19 protein-coding genes are annotated in these 17,215 nt (G+C 70.5%); 11 read left to right on the top strand and 8 right to left on the bottom strand.

What is annotated here, in order from left to right:
* The first annotated feature begins 43 nt into the window (after positions 1-43).
* From atpA to ACS5RC_RS18960, 4 genes are all read left to right on the top strand, one after another.
* Positions 44-1,573 carry a F0F1 ATP synthase subunit alpha gene (atpA, locus tag ACS5RC_RS18975; protein ID WP_478345461.1) on the top strand — a complete coding sequence of 510 codons (1,530 nt, stop codon included), beginning with the start codon at positions 44-46 and terminating at the stop codon, positions 1,571-1,573.
* 71 nt (positions 1,574-1,644) lie between these two features.
* Positions 1,645-2,526, top strand: coding sequence for a F0F1 ATP synthase subunit gamma (locus tag ACS5RC_RS18970; RefSeq protein ID WP_478345460.1), 882 nt, complete (start codon positions 1,645-1,647; stop codon positions 2,524-2,526).
* Positions 2,527-2,588: 62 nt separating this feature from the next.
* On the top strand, positions 2,589-4,046 hold the full coding sequence (gene atpD, locus ACS5RC_RS18965; protein WP_478345459.1) for a F0F1 ATP synthase subunit beta: 1,458 nt from the start codon (positions 2,589-2,591) through the stop codon (positions 4,044-4,046).
* Positions 4,047-4,169: 123 nt separating this feature from the next.
* Entirely contained in the window at positions 4,170-4,571 is a 402-nt protein-coding gene (locus ACS5RC_RS18960) for a F0F1 ATP synthase subunit epsilon (RefSeq protein WP_478345458.1), read from the top strand.
* Between the two features lie 45 nt (positions 4,572-4,616).
* Here the strand turns inward: ACS5RC_RS18960 and ACS5RC_RS18955 are convergent, their stop codons facing one another.
* The 7 genes from ACS5RC_RS18955 to mtgA form a co-directional block, all read right to left on the bottom strand.
* The gene (locus ACS5RC_RS18955; RefSeq protein WP_478345457.1) at positions 4,617-5,867 is read right to left on the bottom strand and encodes a CCA tRNA nucleotidyltransferase; all 1,251 of its coding nucleotides are present in this window, start codon (positions 5,865-5,867) and stop codon (positions 4,617-4,619) included.
* Positions 5,864-6,121 (bottom strand): DUF6111 family protein, encoded by a 258-nt coding sequence (locus ACS5RC_RS18950; protein ID WP_478345456.1) that lies wholly within the window; start codon positions 6,119-6,121, stop codon positions 5,864-5,866. Before ACS5RC_RS18950 ends, ACS5RC_RS18955 begins: the two co-directional genes overlap by 4 nt.
* Positions 6,122-6,148: 27 nt before the next feature.
* Complete coding sequence (locus ACS5RC_RS18945) at positions 6,149-6,835, bottom strand: CoA pyrophosphatase (protein ID WP_478345455.1); 687 nt, start codon at positions 6,833-6,835, stop codon at positions 6,149-6,151.
* Positions 6,832-7,416, bottom strand: a complete 585-nt coding sequence (locus ACS5RC_RS18940) for a DUF1285 domain-containing protein (protein ID WP_478345454.1) — start codon at positions 7,414-7,416, stop codon at positions 6,832-6,834. The genes ACS5RC_RS18945 and ACS5RC_RS18940 overlap by 4 nt, the downstream gene beginning before the upstream one ends.
* Before the next feature lie 18 nt (positions 7,417-7,434).
* Entirely contained in the window at positions 7,435-7,860 is a 426-nt protein-coding gene (locus tag ACS5RC_RS18935; RefSeq protein WP_478345453.1) for a PaaI family thioesterase, read from the bottom strand.
* 19 nt (positions 7,861-7,879) lie between these two features.
* The gene (locus tag ACS5RC_RS18930) at positions 7,880-8,467 is read right to left on the bottom strand and encodes a hypothetical protein (protein ID WP_478345452.1); all 588 of its coding nucleotides are present in this window, start codon (positions 8,465-8,467) and stop codon (positions 7,880-7,882) included.
* Between the two features lie 97 nt (positions 8,468-8,564).
* Complete coding sequence (mtgA, locus tag ACS5RC_RS18925; protein WP_478345451.1) at positions 8,565-9,350, bottom strand: monofunctional biosynthetic peptidoglycan transglycosylase; 786 nt, start codon at positions 9,348-9,350, stop codon at positions 8,565-8,567.
* 21 nt (positions 9,351-9,371) lie between these two features.
* On the opposite strand from mtgA, the gene ACS5RC_RS18920 reads away from it, so the two are divergent.
* Entirely contained in the window at positions 9,372-10,343 is a 972-nt protein-coding gene (locus ACS5RC_RS18920; protein WP_478345450.1) for a polyprenyl synthetase family protein, read from the top strand.
* Between the two features lie 148 nt (positions 10,344-10,491).
* Positions 10,492-11,994: a phosphomannomutase/phosphoglucomutase gene (locus tag ACS5RC_RS18915; RefSeq protein WP_478345449.1), complete on the top strand. Its 1,503-nt coding sequence runs from the start codon at positions 10,492-10,494 to the stop codon at positions 11,992-11,994.
* A 66-nt stretch (positions 11,995-12,060) separates the two neighbouring features.
* Here the strand turns inward: ACS5RC_RS18915 and ACS5RC_RS18910 are convergent, their stop codons facing one another.
* A complete protein-coding gene (locus ACS5RC_RS18910; RefSeq protein WP_478345448.1) occupies positions 12,061-12,540 on the bottom strand; it encodes a pilus assembly protein N-terminal domain-containing protein in 480 nt (159 codons plus the stop codon).
* 309 nt (positions 12,541-12,849) lie between these two features.
* Here ACS5RC_RS18910 and ACS5RC_RS18905 point away from each other — a divergent pair, with 309 nt between their 5' ends.
* From ACS5RC_RS18905 to ACS5RC_RS18885, 5 genes are all read left to right on the top strand, one after another.
* Positions 12,850-13,014, top strand: coding sequence for a Flp family type IVb pilin (locus ACS5RC_RS18905; protein ID WP_478345447.1), 165 nt, complete (start codon positions 12,850-12,852; stop codon positions 13,012-13,014).
* Between the two features lie 337 nt (positions 13,015-13,351).
* Positions 13,352-13,852 (top strand): A24 family peptidase, encoded by a 501-nt coding sequence (locus ACS5RC_RS18900; protein WP_478345690.1) that lies wholly within the window; start codon positions 13,352-13,354, stop codon positions 13,850-13,852.
* A 124-nt stretch (positions 13,853-13,976) separates the two neighbouring features.
* Positions 13,977-14,777 (top strand): Flp pilus assembly protein CpaB, encoded by an 801-nt coding sequence (gene cpaB, locus ACS5RC_RS18895; protein WP_478345446.1) that lies wholly within the window; start codon positions 13,977-13,979, stop codon positions 14,775-14,777.
* Positions 14,778-14,785: 8 nt separating this feature from the next.
* Positions 14,786-16,333 (top strand): type II and III secretion system protein family protein, encoded by a 1,548-nt coding sequence (locus ACS5RC_RS18890; RefSeq protein WP_478345689.1) that lies wholly within the window; start codon positions 14,786-14,788, stop codon positions 16,331-16,333.
* Between the two features lie 96 nt (positions 16,334-16,429).
* A complete protein-coding gene (locus ACS5RC_RS18885; RefSeq protein WP_478345445.1) occupies positions 16,430-17,191 on the top strand; it encodes a CpaD family pilus assembly protein in 762 nt (253 codons plus the stop codon).
* The last annotated feature ends 24 nt before the right edge of the window (positions 17,192-17,215 follow it).

Raw genomic sequence — 17,215 nt, 5'->3', positions numbered from 1 at the left:
CCGCACCCGCCACCGACACATCTGACTGACAAGAGGCCCGACGATGGACATCCGCGCCGCCGAGATCTCCGCGATCCTGAAAGAGCAGATCAAGAACTTCGGCGAGGAAGCCGAGGTCTCCGAGGTCGGACAGGTCCTGTCCGTCGGCGACGGCATCGCCCGCGCCTACGGCCTCGACAACGTCCAGGCCGGCGAGATGGTGGAGTTCGAGTCGGGCGTGCGCGGCATGGCGCTCAACCTCGAGCAGGACAACGTCGGCATCGTGATCTTCGGCTCCGACCGCGAGATCAAGGAAGGCCAGACCGTCAAGCGCACGGGCGCCATCGTGGACGTGCCGGTCGGCAAGGGCCTGCTCGGCCGCGTGGTCGACGGCCTCGGCAACCCGATCGACGGCAAGGGCCCGATCCAGTCGAGCGAGCGCCGCCGCGTCGACGTGAAGGCGCCGGGCATCATCCCGCGCAAGTCCGTGCACGAGCCGATGGCGACGGGCCTCAAGGCCATCGACGCCCTCATCCCGGTCGGCCGCGGCCAGCGCGAGCTGATCATCGGCGACCGCCAGACCGGCAAGACCGCGATCGCCCTCGACACCATCCTGAACCAGAAGCCCGGCCACGCGGCGGGCGACGAGAAGGCGAAGCTCTACTGCATCTACGTCGCCATCGGGCAGAAGCGCTCGACGGTCGCCCAGTTCGTGAAGGTGCTGGAGGACCAGGGCGCGCTCGAGTACTCGATCGTCATCGCGGCGACCGCCTCGGACGCCGCCCCGATGCAGTTCATCGCCCCCTTCGCCGGCTGCGCCATGGGCGAGTACTTCCGCGACAACGGCATGCATGCCGTGATCGTCTATGACGATCTCTCCAAGCAGGCGGTGGCCTACCGCCAGATGTCGCTGCTCCTGCGCCGCCCGCCGGGCCGCGAGGCCTATCCGGGCGACGTGTTCTACCTCCACAGCCGCCTGCTCGAGCGCGCCGCCAAGATGGGCGACGCCGCCGGCAACGGCTCGCTCACCGCGCTCCCGGTGATCGAGACCCAGGCCAACGACGTCTCGGCCTACATCCCCACCAACGTGATCTCGATCACCGACGGCCAGATCTTCCTCGAGACCGACCTGTTCTACCAGGGCATCCGCCCGGCGGTGAACGTCGGCCTCTCGGTCTCGCGGGTGGGCTCCTCGGCCCAGACCAAGGCGATGAAGAAGGTCGCCGGCAAGATCAAGGGCGAGCTCGCGCAGTACCGCGAGATGGCGGCCTTCGCGCAGTTCGGCTCGGATCTCGACGCCTCGACCCAGCAGCTCCTGAACCGCGGCTCGCGGCTCACCGAGCTCCTGAAGCAGCCGCAATTCTCGCCGCTGAAGATGGAGGAGCAGGTCGCGGTGATCTACGCCGGCGTCAACGGCTACCTCGACAAGCTCCCGGTCGCGAAGGTCCGCGCCTTCGAGGACGCGCTGCTCTCGACGCTGCGCTCGAAGCACCAGGACCTGCTCGCCACGATCCGTGACTCGAAGGATCTCTCGGACGACAGCGCGGCGAAGCTGAAGAGCGTCGTCGAGGGCGTCGCCAAGTCGGTCGCGTAAGCGAGGCATCAACCGCGGGCGCTGCCAGGCCAGCGCCCGCCTCTGGCCCTTGAGACCCCCGGACCGCTTCGATGCCGAGTTTGAAGGACCTGCGTAACCGCATCACCTCGGTGAAGGCGACGCAGAAGATCACCAAGGCCATGCAGATGGTCGCCGCCGCCAAGCTCCGGCGCGCCCAGATGGCCGCCGAGAGCGGCCGGCCCTATGCCGAGAAGATGGCGGCCGTCCTCGGCAACCTCGCGGGCAGCCTCGTGGACGGCGTCGGAGGCCCCAAGCTGCTCTCCGGCACCGGGGCCGACCGGGTCCACCTTCTGGTGGTCTGCACCGGCGACCGCGGCCTTGCCGGCGCGTTCAACTCGTCGATTGGACGCCTCGCCCGGGACCACGCGCTCCGGCTGATGGCCGAGGGCAAGACCGTCAAGATCATGACGGTGGGCAAGAAGGGCGCCGACCTGCTGCGGCGCCAGTTCCGCGACAACATCATCGAGTCGCAGGACATCCGCGGCAACAAGCCGGTGGATTACGAGTTCGCCGCCGAGATCGCCGACAAGATCCTCACCCGCTTCGAGGCCGGCGAGTTCGACGTGGCGACCCTGTTCTTCTCCGAGTTCCGCTCGGTGATCTCGCAGATCCCGACAGCGCAGAAGCTCATCCCCGCCGAGCTGCCGCAGAGCGAGGGCAAGGCCGCGGGCTCCGACGCCGCCCTGGAGTTCGAGCCCAACGAGGAGACCATCCTCGAGACGCTGCTGCCGAAGAACCTGACCGTGCAGGTCTTCCGCGCGCTCCTCGAGAACGCGGCCTCCGAGCAGGGCGCCCGCATGAGCGCCATGGATTCCGCCACGCGCAACGCCGGCGAGATGATCAAGAAGCAGACGCTGATCTACAACCGCACGCGTCAGGCCATGATCACCAAGGAACTCATCGAGATCATCTCGGGCGCGGAAGCGCTCTGACCCGACCATATCGAGCGCGCGACGCGCGCTCCGTCCGCACAGCATCTGAAGGGTAGGCAATCATGGCCAGCACCGCGCTCCCCGGCACCGGCTCCAACAAGGTCGGCAAGATCACCCAGGTCATCGGCCCCGTGGTCGACGTGCAGTTCGACGGCCACCTGCCGGAGATCCTGAACGCCCTCGAGACCAAGAACAACGGCAACCGCCTCGTCCTCGAAGTGGCCCAGCAGCTCGGCGAGAGCACCGTGCGCTGCATCGCGATGGACACCTCCGAGGGTCTCGTCCGCGGTCAGGAGTGCACCGACACCGGCGAGCCGATCAAGGTTCCGGTCGGCATGAACACCCTCGGCCGCATCATGAACGTCATCGGCGAGCCGATCGACGAGGCCGGTCCGGTCGTGGCCGACACGTACCGCGCCATCCACCAGCCGGCCCCCTCCTACGCCGACCAGTCGACCGAGGCGCAGATCCTCGTGACGGGCATCAAGGTGGTGGACCTGCTCGCCCCCTACGCCAAGGGCGGCAAGATCGGCCTGTTCGGCGGCGCCGGCGTCGGCAAGACCGTGCTGATCATGGAGCTGATCAACAACATCGCCAAGGTGCACTCCGGCTACTCGGTCTTCGCCGGCGTCGGCGAGCGCACCCGCGAGGGCAACGATCTCTACCACGAGATGATCGAGTCCAAGGTCAACATGGACCCGAAGGAGCACAACGGCTCGGCCGAGGGCTCCAAGTGCGCGCTCGTCTACGGTCAGATGAACGAGTCCCCCGGCGCCCGCTCGCGCGTCGCCCTCACCGGCCTGACCATCGCGGAGCAGTTCCGCGACGAGGGCCAGGACGTGCTGTTCTTCGTGGACAACATCTTCCGCTTCACCCAGGCCGGGTCCGAGGTGTCGGCGCTTCTGGGCCGCATCCCGAGCGCCGTGGGCTACCAGCCGACGCTCGCCACCGACATGGGTGCGCTGCAGGAGCGCATCACCACCACCACCAAGGGCTCGATCACCTCGGTCCAGGCGATCTACGTGCCGGCCGACGACCTGACCGACCCGGCGCCCGCCGCCTCGTTCGCCCACCTCGACGCCACGACCGTGCTGTCGCGCTCGATCGCCGAGAAGGGCATCTACCCGGCGGTCGACCCGCTCGACTCCACCTCGCGCATGCTCTCGCCGACGATCCTCGGCGAGGAGCATTACGACGTGGCCCGCCGCGTCCAGCAGACCCTGCAGCGCTACAAGGCGCTTCAGGACATCATCGCGATCCTGGGCATGGACGAGCTCTCCGAGGAGGACAAGCTCACCGTCGCCCGCGCCCGCAAGATCGAGCGCTTCTTCTCGCAGCCCTTCTCGGTGGCCGAGGTGTTCACCGGCTCGAAGGGCGTGCAGGTGCCGCTGGAAGACACCATCAAGGGCTTCAAGGGCCTCGTCGAGGGCAAGTACGACGACCTGCCCGAGGCCGCCTTCTACATGGTCGGCACCATCGAGGAGGCCCAGGAGAAGGCCAAGAAGCTCAAGGCCGCCTGAGGCCTCGCCGTCCCTCCAGCGGGGACGGGACACGGGCGGGGCGACGCGCGCTCCGCCCCGCACTGACCTCCGACCCTTCCCCGCGGTGGGGAGGGGAGCACGCCCCGGATCCGGACCGACCACATGGCCACCTTCCACTTCGATTTTGTCGGCCCCGAGCGGACGCTGTATTCCGGCGAGGTCGAGTCGGTGCAGCTGCCGGGCTCCGAGGGCGAGATGACGGTGCTGCCGGGCCACGCCCCGGTTCTGACCACCCTCCGCGTCGGCGTCATCGTCGTCACGGAGAGCCAGGGCAACGGCAAGCGCATCTACGTACGCGGCGGGTTCGCCGATATCGGCCCGACCGCCTGCACCGTGCTCGCCGAGCGCGCCGCTCCCATCGAGGAGCTGACGCCGGCCTCGATCGACCGCGACATCGAGATGGCGCGGCTCGCCCACGACGCGACCGAGGACCAGCAGAAGCGGCAGGATCTGAACGCGCAGATCGTCCAGCTCGAAGAGACGAAGGCGCTGCTGCGTCTCTGATCGCCTCCGATCGCGGGACCCGACCGGGCCCGTCGCGAGCCGGCCTCAGGGCCCGCCGGCGGCGGGCCTTTTCGTGTCGAGAGCGGTCGCGATCAGCGCCTCCCGCACCGCCTCGCCCTCCGGGCAGCCGAGGGCGAGCCAGCGGGTTCGGGCGGCCGCGAGCGCGCGCCCGATGCCCGGCCCCGGTACGAGCCCCGCCGCCACCAGGTCGGCGCCGGTCACCGGCAGCACGGGCTGGGGTGCGGCGCGCAGATCCTCGAGGGCGGCGCGGGCCGCATCGGAGACGTCCGGCCGCGGCTCGCCGGCTAGCGCCCCCAGCACGGAAGCCGTCGCCGCGAAGCCGTGCTCGGCCACCAGCGCGCGGACGGCGCCCGGGGTGAGTTCGGCCCGGGTGCGGGCGGCGGCGAGGGCGCGGGCATAGACGTCGAGCGCGGCCAGCTCGGCCCGCGACAGCCGCAGCCGCGCGCCGAGCCGCGCGGCGTCCTCCCGCGTCGCGACGGAAAGCGCGGCCAGCGGGGCGGGATCGGGGCTCGCGAGGCTCCGCGCGAGCCGACCGGCCTCGGCGACGCCCCCGGTGATGCGCGGGAGGATCCCGCTCTCGCCGAGGATTTCGACCATCGGCACCGCGCGGGGCGCCGCCAGCAGCTTCAGGAACTCGGCCCTGACGCGCTCGCGCGAGAGGCGGTCGAGGTCGGCCCGCGCGGCGATGCAGGCGGCGAGCGCCTGCGGGTCCGGCGCGCCCACGCCGAAGCGGGCGTGGAAGCGGAAGAAGCGCAGGATGCGCAGCGCGTCCTCGCGGATCCGGGTCGCGGCATCGCCGATAAAGCGCACGCGTCCCGCCTCCAGGTCGGCGACGCCGCCCGTGGTGTCGTACAGGGTCCCGCTGGGATCGAGCGAGAGGGCGTTGACGGTGAAGTCGCGCCGCTCGGCATCCCGGGCGAAGTCGCCGCCGAACCGGACCACCGCGTGGCGCCCGTCGGTCTCGACATCCTCCCGCAGCGTCGTCACCTCGATCGGTTCGCCATCCGCGAGCAGCGTGACGGTGCCGTGCTCGACGCCGGTGGGGATCGCCTTCAGGCCTGCGGACGCGGCCCGCTCCATCACCGCCTTGGGCAGGAGCGTGGTGGCGAGGTCGATGTCGGCCGCCGCGCGCCCGAGGAGAGCGTCGCGCACGCAGCCGCCGACTAGGCGCGTCTCGGCACCCGGCCCCGCGAGGGCGTGGAGGGCCCGGCGCAGGCCGGGCCGTGCCAGCAGCCGCCCGAGCCCCTGCCGGTCGAGCGGATGCCCGGCGCTCACCGGAAGTCTCCGGGGACGAGCCGGCCGTTCTCCATATGCGCGGGCACGTAGCCGTGCGTGCTGCGCTCCGAGAACAGCCCGCTGTAGAGCAGCGAGGCGATCACCACGAGGAGTCCGGCGAGCACCAGGCGGAAGGCCTGCGGATCCCAATGGGCCCGACGGAGCGGGTTCCGGCCGGTGAGGAGAAGGTAGGTCAGGAAGACGGCGAACGGGATGAGGAAGAGGCCGAACTCTTCGAGGATGCGGCGCAGCATGGTCCCTTCGCTGAGCTGGGGCGTCCGTTATAGCAGATCGTGGCGCCCGGGTGTGGCGGCACCGGACCAGTCCGGAGCGCCGAGACGCTCGCCGAGATTGTGCAGGATGCCGGCGGTGACGCCCCAGATCAGGCGCTCCCCGAAACTCAGCGCGTAGAAATAGCGCATCCGGCCCTGCCACTCGCGGGAGCGGAGCTGGTAGCGCGCGCGGTCCATCAGGAAGCCCAGCGGCACTTCGAAGATATCGGCCACCTCGGCGGGATTGGGCATCAGGCGGGCCCGCGGCTCGACGAGGCCGATCACCGGCGACACCAGGAACCCGGTCGCCGAGAGGTAGGGATCGAGATAGCCGAGCATCCTTACGTGCTCGGGCGCGAGCCCGATCTCCTCCTGCGCCTCGCGGAGCGCGGCGTCCCGGGGGGTCTCGTCGGCGGGATCGATCTTGCCGCCGGGCAGCGCGATCTGTCCCGAATGGTCGCGCAGATGCGCCGCGCGCTGCGTCAGGATCAGAGCGAGGCCCGCACGGCGCGGAACCACCGGGACCAGCACGGCGGCGCGCCGATGCGGCGGGGGCGGCACCACCGCGCTCCCGTCCGGATCGAGGCTGTGGTCGCCGCTCGGATTGGAGGTCGGATCGTCCGGTCCGGGCGGCGTCACCGAGAGGCGGGCGGCGCAGCGATCGAGGAACCCGGCGATCTCGTCGTCCGGGCTCACGCGGCGTCGGCCGGGGCGATCGGATGGAACTGGCCCCCCGCCGCGATGCCGAGCCAGGAGCGGCCGTCGATGGTGCGCTCCTCGGCCAGGGCCACGAGGTCGTAGGCGAGCGACCGCGTCACCAGCGCCCAGAGGCCGCCGCGGACATGGAGGTAGGGTTTCAGGCCGTCCTCCGCGGCCTCGAAGCGGAGCGCGTGATCGGGACCGACCGCGACGAGGTCGTCGACATTGGTGCGAAAGCTGATGCGCCGCCCATCCCCGCTGCCGTCCACCGCCATCTCGACGGCGAGGAACGGCGCGTCGTCGACGGTGATCCCGACGCTCTCGACCGGGGTGACGAGACGGATCGCGCCGTCCGGCTCGCGGCGGAGGATCGAGGCGAACAGGCGCACGAGCTTGTCGCGGCGGATCGGGCTGCCGTTGTGGTGCCACGTGCCGTCGGCGGCGATCCGGATGTCGATGGCGCCGCAATAGGGCGGGTCCCACGAGTGCACCGGCGCCGGCCCGCGCTTGGGCAGGCCGGCCAGGGCCGCGCCGAGGCGGCTGAGAGTCGGATCCTCGGGGGCGGGTGCGTCGGGCATGGCGGGAAGATAGCGCGTTCAGGCGCCCGCGGCATCCGGTCGGCGGCGCAGGATCTTCCACACGCCCGTGGCGGCACCGACGCGGCGCCCCTCCGCCTGCAGGTCGCAGCGCAGGAAGACCAGGGAGCCGGTCCGTTTCAGCACCTCGGGCCGGGCCTCGATCCAGTCGCCGATCCGCGCCGTGTCGATGAACTGCATCTCCATCTGGATGGTGACGCAATTGGCCCCGTCGGCCGCCGCCATCGCTGTCTCGCCGAGGGCACGGTCGGCGAAGCTCATCAGCATGCCGCCATGCACCACCCGGATCAGGTTGGCGTGCTTCTCCGCCGCCCGGAAGGCGTAGGCGCCGTCCGCGCGCCGGTAGACCGGCCCGACATGGGCGATGAAGCCCACATCCGGGATCTCGGCCCAACCGGTCGAGGCGGGATCGTCGGACGCTCGCATGCTCTGTCTCCGGACCGGATCAGGCGTAGGCGCCCGGCGCGATGTCCGCGTAGCGCAGGAAGATCTGGAGCGCCGGCTGCATGGCGTGGTGCAGGCGGCGCAGGTCTTCGGCACCAGTCTGCCCGAGATGGCGGGCCATCGCGGCGTCGAGGTCCCCAGGTCCGTAGGGCGCCTGCGGGTCGACGAAGGGCACCGCACGCTCGGGGTCCCAGCGGATCGCCAAGTGCGGGATCAACGCAAGATGATCGGCGGTGACGTCGAAGGTCACCTGCTCGGGGGCGGTGCCGTTCTCGTCCCGGAACACGTCCGTGACGGTGCCGTGATCGAGCTTCACGAGGGGGTTGTGATAGCTGTAGCGGCCGGGCTTCAGGACGGCGTGCCGGACGAACGCGGCGAGCGCCGCACCGACGGCCCGATGCTCGTCGGCCGCGCCCTCGTCGTCGCCGGTGACGTTGGCAATGTCGTCGGCCCAGTCCGTGCTGCCGTAGGGGGCGTCCGGGTGGATCATCGGCGCCCCCACGCCCAGCGGGCTCCAGGCAACCACGAGGCGCCGGATCAGCGCGATCCGCTCCAGCGTGATTTCGGCGGTGGTACCCGTGTCGGACATCGCGCGGCGGCTCCCTCTGCGCGCCCCTCCTACAGCATTTCGCGGCCCGATCGACGGGGCCGAAGCAGGATTTTCGGGCCTGCCGGCGCCGATCGGCTCAGCGCTTCAGGCAGCCCATCAGGCCGTCGACCTGGCCCATCCGCGACTGGATCCGCGCCGCGATGCTCCGCATGGCCCGCGACGGATGGCCGGCGCTGCGCAGGATCGGGTTCGGCAGGGCGGCGGCGAGAAGGGCCGCCTCCGGGCGGCTGAGGTCGCGGGCATCCTTGCGGAACCAGTGCCGGGCGGCGGCCTGCGCCCCGTAGATCCCGTCTCCCCACTCGGCGACGTTGAGGTAGATCTCCATCATCCGGCGCTTGCCCCAGAGGGCGTCCATCGTCATCGCCAGGGGAATCTCGAGGGCCTTGCGGAGATAGGAGCGCCCCGGCCACAGGAACACGTTCTTGACCGTCTGCATCGCGATGGTGGAGGCGCCACGGCTGGGCCCGTCCTCGTCGTCGACCACGTCCCGCAGCGCGTCGAGATCGACGCCGCGATGCAGGCAGAAGCGCTGATCCTCGGAGGCCATCACGGCCTGGACGAGGCCGGGGGCGATCTCGGAGAGCGGCACGGCGTCCCGTGCCACCGGTTGCAGGGTCAGCCAGCGCCCGAGCATCAGGGTTGAGGGCGGCGTCACCGCGCTATAGACGAGCGCCAGCGTCAGCGCGAGGACGAGCCCTATGGCCGGGACGAGCAGGATCAGCCCGACGAACCGCCGCAGCCGGCGCGGCCTCGGCGCGGACGCGCGCGGCAGCGCGGCGCGGAGCTGGCGCTCCTGCGCAATCTCCGCGTCCGGGCGCGGCTCCGCTCTGATATCCTCCGCCCCCACCGCGACGCGTCTCATCCTTGCCAAGGCCTCGTGACCATGACCTCGTCCCCCTCAACGCAGGCCTCGGCCGTTTCGGTCAAGAACGGCGGCACGGACACTGACTTTACCCACAAGCTCGGCACCGTGGCGGATCAGGTCGAGCGCTTCCTCGTTGACCTTCTCGACGGCGAGGTGCGCCCCGGCGAGATCGCCCGCCCTCCCCGGCTGATGGAGGCGATGCGCCACGCCGTGCTCGGCGGCGGCAAGCGCCTGCGCCCGTTCCTGGCGATCGAGACCGCGCGCATGCTCGGCGGGGCGGAGGCCGGCGCCCTGGCGGCCGGCGCGGGGGTGGAGCTGGTCCATTGCTACTCGCTCGTCCACGACGACATGCCGGCGATGGACAACGACGACCTGCGCCGCGGCAAGCCTACGGTGCATAAGGCCTACGACGAAGCCACGGCGATCCTGGTCGGCGACGCGCTGCAGACCCTGGCCTTCGAGATCACCGCCGATCCGCAATGGCAGCCGGATCCGCGCGTGCGGGCCGATCTCGTCCTCGGCCTCGCCAAGGCCTCGGGGCTCGGCGGCATGGTCGGCGGCCAGCTCCTCGACCTGACCGCGGAGGGGCGATTCGGCGCCGTCTCCCTCGACGTCGACGACACCCTGCGGATGCAGGCCATGAAGACCGGCGCCATCCTGGCCTTTTCGGTCGAGGCCGGCGCGATCGTCGGCGGCGCGGATGCCGATGCAAGGAACGTCCTGTTGCGCTACGGCCTCGCGCTCGGACAGGCGTTCCAGATCGCGGACGACATCCTCGACCGCGAGGCCTCGCCCGAAGCGATGGGCAAGGCCACCGGCAAGGACAAGGATGCCGGCAAGGCGACGCTCGTCGACCGCCTCGGCCTCGACGGCGCCCGCGCCGAGTGCGAGCGGCTCGTGGGCGTCTGCGACGCCGCCGTGGCGCGCTGGGGCGACCGGGCCCAGACCCTGCGGGAGGCCGCGCGCTTCACCGTGGCCCGCAAGGCCTGACTGCGCCCCGGGCCGCGTGGGCCTCGGGAACGCGCCTCCAATCGGGCGGTCGGCCCTCCCCGCGGGCGGGGACGGCTTGGCCAGCGCCACCGCCTTGGGCTAAGCCCGAGCATCGAATGTCCGAGCCCCGTCTCCCGGAAGGATCCTGATGTTTCCCAAGCCGCAATCCGGTCTCGTGCCCAACACCTTCGGGTATGAGCAGGCGCCGTTGGTGAGACCAACGGGCTTCCGCGAGTACGATGCCCGCTGGCTTTACCCCGGCGAGCTCAACCTGATGGGCGTGCAGGCCCTCGGCCTCGGCATCGCCACGCTGGTGCACGAGCTCGGCGTGCGCCCCGACATCGTCACCGGCCACGATTTCCGCAGCTACTCCTCGGCGATCAAGATCGCCCTCATCGCCGGCATGCAGGCGGGTGGCTTGCGGGTCCAGGATATCGGCCTCGCCCTCTCGCCGATGGCCTATTTCGGCCAGTTCGCCCTCGACTGCCCGTGCGTCGCGATGGTCACGGCCTCGCACAACGACAACGGCTGGACCGGCGTGAAGATGGGCGCCAACCGCCCGATGACCTTCGGACCCGAGGAGATGGGCCGCCTGAAGGAGATCGTCCTCGCCGGCGCCTACAAGACCCGCGAGGGCGGCAGCTACACCTTCGTCGAGAACTTCGCCCAGACCTATCTCGACGACCTCGTCGCCCGCGCCAAGCCGCTCACCCGCAAGATGAAGGTCGTCGCGGCCTGCGGCAACGGCACCGCCGGCGCCTTCGCGCCCAAGCTTCTGGAGGCGCTCGGCGTCGAGGTGATCCCGCTCGACGTCGAGCCGGACTACACCTTCCCGCGCTACAACCCGAACCCCGAAGACATGGAGATGCTGCACGCCATCGCGCATGCGGTGAAGGAGACCGGTGCCGATGTGGGCCTCGGCTTCGACGGCGACGGCGACCGCTGCGGCGTGGTCGACAACGAGGGCGCGGAGATCTTCGCCGACAAGATCGGCGTCATGCTCGCCCGGGATCTCGGCCAGCAATACAACGGCGCGACCTTCGTGGTCGACGTGAAGTCCACCGGCCTCTACGCCACCGATCCGGCCCTGAAGGCCGTCGGCGTGAAGACCGACTACTGGAAGACCGGCCATTCCTACATCAAGCGTCGGGTGAACGAGCTCGGAGCGCTCGCGGGCTTCGAGAAGTCCGGGCACTTCTTCTTCAACACGCCGATCGGGCGCGGCTACGACGACGGCCTGCTCACCGCCATCGCGGTGCTGGAAATGCTCGACCGCAACCCCGGCCAGTCGATGGCGGACCTCTACCGGGCCCTGCCCAAGACCTGGGGCTCGCCGACGATGTCGCCCCATTGCGACGACGAGGAGAAGTACGGCGTCGTCGAGCGCGTCACCGCCCGGCTCCAGGCCATCAAGGAATCGGGCGAGGCGCTCGCCGGGCAGACGATCGTGGATCTGGTGACCGTCAACGGCGTGCGCATCACCGCCGAGGACGGGACCTGGGGCCTCGTGCGGGCGTCCTCGAACAAGCCCGAGCTGGTCGTCGTGGTCGAGAGCCCGGTCTCGGAGGATCGGCTCCAGGGCATGTTCAAGGCGCTCGACGCCGTGCTGCGCGAGAACCCGCAGGTCGGCGCCTACAACCAGAGCATCTGAGCCCGATAGCTCACGGGCATCCGGTCCGGCGGACCGGATGCCCAAAGCGGCCGCGGGGCGCCGCGATCAGCGATCGCCGGACCCGGTGGCGAGCTTCCTGCGCGCATCCGCCTGCCCGCTGACCGCGCCGAAATACTCGGCGGCATCCCCGAGCTGGACCGAGGGCTGGCAGACGGGCGTGCACGAATACGAGTTCCGGTCGACCGGCCCGCGCTGCACGGTGATTACGGAGGCCTGCGCGGCGTCCACGCGGATCACCGTCTCGGCCAGCATCGCCCCGGACGCGTCGAGGGCGATCAGGTTCGTCGAGCCGAAGCTCTTTCCCGTCAGCACGAGGACGCCGTTCTTCTGCAGCGTGACGTCGGCGATGATCGGATTGCCGACGATGACGGTCTGCGTCTTCTCGGGCAGCCGCATCACCTTGGCGTTGTCGACGGCCACCGTCACCACCGGCAGCGTCTCCTCGACGGCCAGGGCCGCGGAGGTCAGGGCGAGGGCTGCGGCGAGGCCGGCGCCGACGGCGGAGCGGAACGTGGGACGGCGCATCGGGCTGTAGCTCGGCAACGCTGCTGGGATCTCGGCGGCGGGATCGTCGACCCCGCTCGCTTCGGGAACATTAGACCGCCGATTGGTGAAGGAAGCGCTAAACCGGCACGCGCCGCGCGATTGCTCGAATGCGCGCCCGCTACGCTACGGTTTCTTCACCACATCTGCTGTCCTGCACACATCGTCGTGTTTCAGCGGCCAGTTTAACCGAATTGCAAGTGGCGAAGAGGCAATCTCCTCCTTGCCGCCGATCGAGACGAAGATCTTCGACGGTCCCCTCGCTAGACGCTCCATCCAAGGATTCATGCCATGAAGACCGTGTTCAACAAGTTCGCTGCTGACGAGTCCGGCGCTACCGCGATCGAGTACGGCATGATCGCCGCCCTGATCGCCGTCGTCATCATCGGCACCCTGAAGATCATCGGCACCCAGCTGAACGCGAAGTTCAACTCGATCTCGTCGCAGCTGAACTAAGACGTCGCTCGCGGCGCGTCTCACGGGATCGCTTGCGCTCCGGCCCTCCTCGCGGGGAGTGGCTCCGGGGCCGGAGCGGGGGACTCGGGAGCGCGTCGCCGTACACGCGACGCACGGAGCCGCATCCTTCGGGACGGCTCACGCCCGGTTCGCGGGTCGCGGCCGGTCCCGCTCGAGGGTGGGATCGGCCTCGTCGCGTTCTCCACGCCCGGACCGCGCGGGGTCCATCGGACGCCCGAGCGATCGCACGACAATCTCCCGAGGCACGAACCCCCAGGGCCCCGGCGCGCCGCCTAACGAAGCGGACCGCCCGCGGCCGGAGTGCAAAGCCGTGGCAATGCTCGGTCTGCTGATCGTCTTCCCGTTCCTGATGGCCTACGCCGCCGCCAGCGACCTCTTGACGATGCTGATCCCCAATCGGATCTCGCTCGCCCTGATCGCCGCCTTCGCCGCCCTCGCCTGCACGGGGCTGATGTCGTGGGAGGAGCTCGGACTGCATCTCGGCGCCGCCGCCGTCGTGCTGACCGCCACCTTCACGCTCTTCGCCTTCGGCGTCATCGGCGGCGGCGACGCCAAGCTCGCGGCCGCCACCGCGCTCTGGCTCGGCTTCGACGGACTCCTCGATTACCTGCTGGTCGCCTCGATCCTCGGCGGCGGCCTCACCCTCGCGATCCTGGCGGCGCGCTCGCACCCCCTGCCCGGCACCCTGGCCCGGCTGCCCTTCGCGCTCCATCTTCACGACGCGAAGACTGGTATTCCGTACGGGATCGCGCTCGCCGCCGCAGCTCTCGTCGTCCTGCCCGAGACCGCGGTCTGGACGCGCGTCCTGGCCGGCTGACGAAGACCCGGCAGGCGCCTCCCGGAATCGATTTGGTCACGTCCGCTTAACCTTAATTACACGAATACGGCCCAGATTGACGGGGACGGCGGGCGATCCGCCGTCGTTGCTCCCGTGGGCTGACATGCAACCAGCACGCCTCGCCGTCCTCGCCATAGCGCTCGTCACGGGCGGTGGCGCGGCGCTTCTGATGAGCGGTGGCGATCCGCCGCCGCCGCCGACCGTCATCAAGGTGGACACGCCCCCGCCGCCGACCGCCGAGGTGCTGGTCGCCGCAGCCGAGTTGCCGATGGGTCAGGTCCTCCAGGCGGCCGACCTGCGCTGGCAGAGATGGCCCGAGGACGCCGTGACGCCGGGCTACGTCACCCGCCGGAACAATCCCAAGGCGCTCGAGGACACGGTGGGCGCCACCGTCCGCACGCCCTTCCTCACCGGCGAGCCGGTACGGCCGCAGAAGCTGGTCCGTCCCGAGAGCGGCTTCATGGCGGCGATCCTGCCGCAGGGCATGCGCGCGGTCGCCATCGTCACCGATTCGCGCGGCACCAACTCGGCCGGCGGCTTCATCCTGCCCAACGACCGCGTCGACGTGATCCGCACCTACCGCGACGAGGACAATTCGCGCACCGCCGGCACCGACGTGCAGGTCTCCCAGACGGTCCTGACCGATATCCGCGTCCTCGCGGTCGGCCAGCTCATCCAGGAGAAGAACGGCACCAACGTCGTCACCGGCGAGACGGCGACCCTCGCGCTCACCCCGGCGCAGGCCGAGACGATCACCCTCGCCCAGAAGGTCGGCTCGCTCTCGCTGGCGCTGCGCAGCCTCGCCGATTCCGGACGGCCGGCCTCCACCGAGCCGGAGCCGGAGCAGAAGAATTCAGCCCTCACGGTCGTGCGCTTCGGCGTCGCCCGGCAGCAGACGCGGTGATGGCCACCATGTTCGTCGGATCGCCCGCCTCCCCCGCACCGGCCAGCCCCCGGCCTCGCCCCATCGCCGCCGCCCTGCGTGCCGCGGCCGTCGGCCTCGTCGTCTGCGGCAGCGCCGCCGCACAGGACCGGGCGGTGCTCGGCCCCGCCCCGAACCTCACGGTCGGCACGGCGGAATCCTCCGCGACGCGCAAGATCGAGCTGACGGCCGGCCGCTCGGTGATCATCGACCTGCCGCGCGACGCCAAAGAGGTGTTCGTCGCCAACCCGAAGGTGGCCAACGCCGTCGTGCGCTCCACCCGCAAGGTCTTCGTGATCGGCATGGAGAACGGCACCACGTCGATCTTCATCCTGGACGCGGAAGGCCGGCAGATCACCGCCCTCGACGTCACCGTGGCGCGCGACCTCAACCTCAACATCCTGCGGCAGCTCCTCGGGCAGAGCATCCCGAGCGGACGCTTCGACGTCCGCTCCAGCGGCGATTCGGTGCTGCTGTCGGGGAGCGTGAACTCGGCGGCCGAGGCCCAGCAGGCCATCGACATCGCCAACGCCTTCGTGGGCGTGTCGGGCGGCGGCGGCGGCGCCAGCGGGGCGGGCCTCGCGGGCGGCGGCGGCGCCCGCGGCGCGGTGATCAACAACCTGACGATCCGCGGCAAGGATCAGGTGATGCTGCGCGTCACCATCGCCGAGGTCTCCCGCACCGTGCTCAAGCAGCTCGGCATCGACATCAACGGCAGCTGGTCGAACTCCAGCCTGATCAACACCACGCCGCTGGCGCTCTCGGGCGGCCAGTTCCCGACCGGCAACCTGATCTCGGGCACCATCAAGGGCACCGGCGGCGCGAGCCTGACGGCGACGCTGCGCGCGTTCGAGCAGGCGGGCGTCTCGCGCATCCTGGCCGAGCCGACCCTGACGGCGATCTCGGGCGAATCCGCGAAGTTCACCGCGGGCGGCGAGCTGCCGGTTCCTTCCAGCCAGTCCTGCACGCCGAGCCTCGTCGCAGGCGGTTCGCCCACCTGCGTGGTCGGCATCAGCTTCAAGAAGTACGGCGTCAGCCTGAACTTCACCCCCGTGGTCCAGGCCGAGAACCGGATCTCGATCCGGGTCGGCACCGAGGTCAGCGAGATCGATCCGCAGAACTCGTTCAGCTTCGTCAGCGGCAACTCGACGACCGCCGTGCCGGGCCTCACGGTCCGCAACTCGGAGACGACGGTCGAGCTGGCCTCGGGCGCCACGATGATGACCGCCGGCCTGATCCAGCAGAAGAGCAAGGCGGCGCTCGCGGGACTGCCCGGCCTCGTCAACCTCCCGATCCTCGGCGCCCTGTTCCGCAGCCGCGACTACCAGCGGCAGGAGACCGAGCTGATGATCATGGTGACGCCCTACATCACCAAACCGATGGAGCCGCGTCAGGTCTCGCGCCCCGACGACGGCTTCGTCGACGCCACCGACGGCCAGGCCGTCCTCCTCGGCCAGATCAACCGCCTCTACGGCGTCGCCGGCGCCACGCCGCTCGGGCGCGGTTATCGCGGGCGCGTCGGCTTCATCACCGATTGAGACTCAGCGGCCGGGTCTCCCGGCCAGGAGCGCGCCCTCCGGGCGCGCGGATGCCCGATCACCGGCGGCCCCCGCGCCCCGACGAGGACCCGTGCCATGATCCCCTTCGACTCACGCCCCAAGCGCCTGCGGAACCCGAAGACCCTGCCGCACCCGAAATACCTCGCGGTCGCCGCCCTCGCCGCCCTGGTCGGCGCCTGCCAGGCCGACCGCTCCGCCACCGGCTCGATCTACCCCCACGATTACCGCGCCCGCCACCCGATCGTGCTGGCCGATGCGAGCCGCACGCTCGACGTCTTCCCGACCGGGATCGGGCATCTCGATCCGCGCCAATCCGCCGATGTCGACGCCTTCGTGCTGGAGTTCCGCCGCTACGGCCGCGGCACGCTGCTGGTTGAGCTGCCGCGCGGCGTGGCGCCGGGCCAGGGGGCGGCGGTCGAGCGCACGGCGGCGGCGATCCGGCGCCTCGCGGGCGAGAGCGGGGTCGGCGGGCCGTCCATCCTGGTCTCCGGCTACCCGGTCGCCAATCCCGGCCTCGCATCGCCGATTCGCCTGAGCTTCGAGCGCATGCAGGCCCGGGTCGCCGACCAGTGCGGGCTGTGGCCGCAGGATCTCGGCTTCAGCACCCCGATGTCGAACCTCCGCAACGAGCCGTCGTGGAATTTCGGCTGTGCAACCCAGGCGAACGTCGCCGCCCAGGTCGCCGATCCGGTGGATCTGGTGCGCGGGCGCGCGGAAGGTCGAATCGATACGGTTCGGCGCGTCAAGGACATCGATCAGCTGCGCAGCGGCAAGGATCCGTCAACCAACTGGCGGCAGGATGGCCAGACGAACGTGGGCAGCCGTCTGGGCATCTGACGCGGCTCCCGATCGACCAGCCCC

Source organism: Methylobacterium sp. HJ2 (assembly GCF_056431005.1).
Note: the sequence above shows the minus strand (reverse complement) of the source record. Positions and strands in the feature narration are given on the sequence as shown.